The sequence below is a fragment of the Methanospirillum sp. genome (genome assembly GCF_035560735.1).
Lineage (GTDB): Archaea > Halobacteriota > Methanomicrobia > Methanomicrobiales > Methanospirillaceae > Methanospirillum.
The window spans coordinates 1-3,713 of sequence record NZ_DATMYY010000013.1 but is presented as its reverse complement, the minus strand read 5'-3'; the positions used below and the strand labels follow the sequence as shown (position 1 = coordinate 3,713).

General features: G+C 45.6%; 5 protein-coding genes. 2 read left to right on the top strand and 3 right to left on the bottom strand.

Annotation, left to right across the window (positions count from 1 at the left end; genetic code table 11):
- Positions 1 to 127 precede the first annotated feature (127 nt).
- Entirely contained in the window at positions 128 to 601 is a 474-nt protein-coding gene (locus VN429_RS00320) for a peptidylprolyl isomerase (protein WP_325628550.1), read from the top strand.
- 20 nt (positions 602 to 621) lie between these two features.
- On the opposite strand, the gene VN429_RS00315 is transcribed toward VN429_RS00320, so the two are convergent.
- Positions 622 to 1,314, bottom strand: coding sequence for an FKBP-type peptidyl-prolyl cis-trans isomerase (locus tag VN429_RS00315; RefSeq protein WP_325628548.1), 693 nt, complete (start codon positions 1,312 to 1,314; stop codon positions 622 to 624).
- Between the two features lie 49 nt (positions 1,315 to 1,363).
- Here VN429_RS00315 and cyaB point away from each other — a divergent pair, with 49 nt between their 5' ends.
- Positions 1,364 to 1,891 (top strand): class IV adenylate cyclase, encoded by a 528-nt coding sequence (gene cyaB / locus VN429_RS00310; RefSeq protein ID WP_325628546.1) that lies wholly within the window; start codon positions 1,364 to 1,366, stop codon positions 1,889 to 1,891.
- Here cyaB and VN429_RS00305 read toward each other — a convergent pair.
- Both VN429_RS00305 and VN429_RS00300 read right to left on the bottom strand, forming a co-directional pair.
- Positions 1,881 to 2,522, bottom strand: a complete 642-nt coding sequence (locus VN429_RS00305; RefSeq protein WP_325628543.1) for a metallophosphoesterase family protein — start codon at positions 2,520 to 2,522, stop codon at positions 1,881 to 1,883. The two genes, cyaB and VN429_RS00305, sit on opposite strands and share 11 nt — an antisense overlap.
- Positions 2,523 to 2,527: 5 nt before the next feature.
- Positions 2,528 to 3,646: a TIGR04013 family B12-binding domain/radical SAM domain-containing protein gene (locus tag VN429_RS00300; RefSeq protein ID WP_325628541.1), complete on the bottom strand. Its 1,119-nt coding sequence runs from the start codon at positions 3,644 to 3,646 to the stop codon at positions 2,528 to 2,530.
- Positions 3,647 to 3,713 lie beyond the last annotated feature (67 nt).

Sequence of the window (3,713 nt, the reverse complement as noted above, 5' to 3'; positions counted from 1 at the left end):
CTTTATCACCTGACCGAATTACAGAAAACAACAAAAGGAGATCATTCACTCCCACCTTTTGAAACGCAGATAGTATCACGACATCACGATCAGAGAACCTATCATCACCAAGGTTTAACCAATATATATGGCAGAACCTACCAGGGTCCAGTTGTCAACAAACAAGGGCGATATCCTGATAGAACTTTATGAAAACCGCCCGATTACCACGGGAAATTTTGTAAAACTGATCTCAGAAGGATTCTATGATGGAATCGTTTTCCACCGGGTCATCGACAAGTTCATGATCCAGGGTGGATGTCCGAAAGGGACCGGAACTGGCGGCCCGGGATACACAATACGTGATGAATTCACCGCTGATAACCGGAACGACCGGGGAACAATCTCCATGGCAAACGCAGGGCCAAACACCGGTGGAAGCCAGTTCTTCATCAATCTGGTGAACAACAATTACCTTGACAAAAACCATCCGGTGTTTGGCAAGATAGTTAGTGGAATGGATGTAGTCGATGCAATTTCAAAAGTAAAGACTGACAGAAATGATCGGCCAAAGGAAGACATTGTTATCCAGAAGGCAACGGTAGTCTCAAAAAAAGAGTAATATCGTATCAGAAAGCAAGATTATTCCTTGATTTCTTCAGCCTTTTTTTCAGGTTTCGGATACTTCTCTATATATTGAATTTCTTCAATGCCACTAACCAGATCAAAGATAGAGATCGTGATATAGGGCTTACTGCTGACAAAGCGCCTGCTGTATGAATAAATGCCAGCAGGAAGGTCTACCTTTGCAACACCATTCTCAATAGATATACTCGTCTCAAGTCCGGAAAAGATGCTTATCAGACCCTTTATCTGCTCCGCTGGATCTTCAACAAATCCCTCGATCTTATATGAATAATCCAGTGTCTGACCAGCGAGCGGGTGATTAAAATCAACGAGAACACGACTCCCGATCATCTTAACAACAGTGCCTTCACCGGTATTCGGCATATTTACCCGCATACCGACAGATGGCTTTTCATTGAAGACTTTCTTCTCATATGAGCGCATCAGTTCCTGTTCCCGCTCCCCGAAGGCCTTCTCTGGGGGGATCTCAATTGTACCTTCATCCCCCGGCTCCTTCCCCATCACAGCCTCATCAAGACCGAGAAGAATCTGCTGTTTACCTGCGCATACGATCACAGGCTCGTACTTCTTCTTCTCATCAAATGCACCAGAATCACGTGCTTCGGCCTCGCTGGTTGTATCAAAAACCATCCCGAAACTGCGTCCGGTATAACTGAGTTTTATAAAATCTCCTTCTTTGACAGGCATTCTTGGTTCCTTTATTAAATGGGAAGCCATATAGATAAAAGGTAGGACAATGCTGGAGATCGAGATTAAAGTCCGGGTCCCGGACATCAAAGCGGTCAGAGAACAGGTAATAGCATCAGGAGGAGTCCTCACTGAGACACTCACAGAACATGACTCATATTATAATGCCCCACACCGGGACTTTGGAATAACAGATGAAGCATTGCGCCTCAGAGAGACGGGTATAAAAACAACGGTTACCTACAAGGGACCCAAAGATACTATTCTTGGTTCAAAAGTCAGGGAAGAACTCAACCTTGATATCACTGATCCGAAAATCTTTGATTCAATCATTACCCATCTTGGATTTGTAATGGTGGCAGTCGTGCAAAAGCGCAGAGAGTATTACCAATATCAGGACTTCACCATATCTCTTGATCAGGTTGAAGGACTTGGAAACTTTGTGGAGATAGAATTAATATCAGATTCTAATGCAGAAATGGCGGCTGCACGTGTAGATGAAACAGCAATAAAAATGGGAGTAACCGGAGAGAGGATAACCCTCTCTTATCTTGAACTCCTTCTTTCTACACGTTAAGAAGTTTTATTTCAATATCTTTTGCGTCTTCACCAAAATGGATCATTGCACAGTTTCCCATCGCGGCCGGACCGGGGTTTACTGCCTTGATTCCATCGGCTTCATAAATACCCCGTTGTTCATGGACATGGGCACAGCAGATCAGGTCAAATTTCTCAACATACTTCTTCACTGTTGCTGAACCGACATGATTACCCGCAATCTCATCAAGGATGCCCTGAGGAGGTGCATGTGAAATGAGAACATTGTGAGTTGCCCTTTCCATTTTACTTACTGAACCTTTGAGCAGATCATCGATCTGTTTATCGGTAAGTTCAAAAGGTGTTCCAAACGGAGTAGGATTAGATCCTCCTATACCAACCAAAGATATCTTGCCGAGGTTCATTGTCGAACCATGAAGGTTCACACTGCTGGAACGCTCAAGGGCATCTAGTACCTCTTTGGGATCGCAGTTCCCCGGAACCGAGAAACTGGGGACATCGATACGTGAAAAACAGGTATCAACATCCTGGGCAGTTCCCATATTGGTGATATCCCCTGCGATGAATACGACATCAGGAGCGAGTTCCATGAAGGACTCGATCATCCCGTATTCACCGTGCAGATCTGCAAGCAGGAGCGCTTTCAACATGTGTACTAATATGGAACCCGTCTAAAAAATCTTAACTCAGGGTCGTTCCATGAACCGGTCACTTTCCCTGAAAGGGCAAGAGATCCCAAAGCAACTTCTGCTTCAGGTATGACCGGGGTAGATCGTGTGCCTGCCAGCGGTGTTCCGGGGAGTGGAATGAACCGGTGAGCATGAACAAAACCTGATTTACATACTTCACGGACAAGGCTGACTGTCTCCTCCTGCTCCTCATCAGTCTCATCCGGAAACCCGAAAATCACATCAACTATCGGTACAAGGCCTCCGTCCCTGATATGATCCAAGGCTGACAGCGCATCAGCACAGGAATGACCGCGACGAAGCCTGGAAAGGACAGCGTCACTTCCAGACTGCACACCCAAGTGGAGTTTTTTATTGTTGCAAAAGGTCCGGATCAGGTCCACTGATTCTTCAGTGATCCACTCAGGTCGTACCTCACTAGGAAATGTTCCAAAATAGAGTTCACGATTCCCATCTGCCTTAAGGGTTGACATGAGGCGTTCTACTTTATCTAACTGCGGATGCCTCCCATCTGAACCATATGCCAGAGCATTCGGTGTCACCAGTCTGATTTGCTTGAAATGTCTTGCAAGTTCCCTAATTGAATCGAGACTGCGATGACGCATCCGGTGCCCAAAAATACATGGCGTCTGACAGTATTGGCAAGCATATGGACATCCCCGGGAGATCTCGATATACCCTTTATACTCGCTAAAACTCGGGTATGCATCAAGCAACACTGAGTGGTCCACCTGAACGTGCCCATTCCTTGTTGCAACTCCCGGAGGTGGAGAAAGACCATGTTCAATCCTATCAAGGAGCCTGGGTACAGTATACTCCCCCTCACCGACCACAACATAATCAGCTACATCAACAAGTTCTTCATAACATGCTGTGGCATGGGGGCCACCAACGACTGTTATACACGATGCATTAGAGATCTCATCAAGATATCCGGGAGCCTGAATTGAATTCAAACTGTAAAGAGTTACATCACCCCCGGGGATGGGAGATGAAACAAGATGATAGCCATGCAGTTCGCAGGCTGTATAGAGAGTAGCAAAGCTGTTGCGCTGGGAAGTAATCTCACGCCATCGTATATCCATGTCTACAAGGTGCCTCTGACTGAAAGAATATTCTTGAAAAAGGAGAAAATAAAATCAGAGGTTATAC

Excerpts from the sequence above, each read along its gene's own strand:
- cyaB (WP_325628546.1), top strand. The coding sequence starts at position 1,364 with ATGCTGGAGATCGAGATTAAAGTCCGGGTCCCGGACATCAAAGCGGTC.
- VN429_RS00315 (WP_325628548.1), bottom strand. The coding sequence starts at position 1,314 with ATGCCTGTCAAAGAAGGAGATTTTATAAAACTCAGTTATACCGGACGC.
- VN429_RS00300 (WP_325628541.1), bottom strand. The coding sequence starts at position 3,646 with ATGGATATACGATGGCGTGAGATTACTTCCCAGCGCAACAGCTTTGCT.
- VN429_RS00305 (WP_325628543.1), bottom strand. The coding sequence starts at position 2,522 with ATGTTGAAAGCGCTCCTGCTTGCAGATCTGCACGGTGAATACGGGATG.
- VN429_RS00320 (WP_325628550.1), top strand. The coding sequence starts at position 128 with ATGGCAGAACCTACCAGGGTCCAGTTGTCAACAAACAAGGGCGATATC.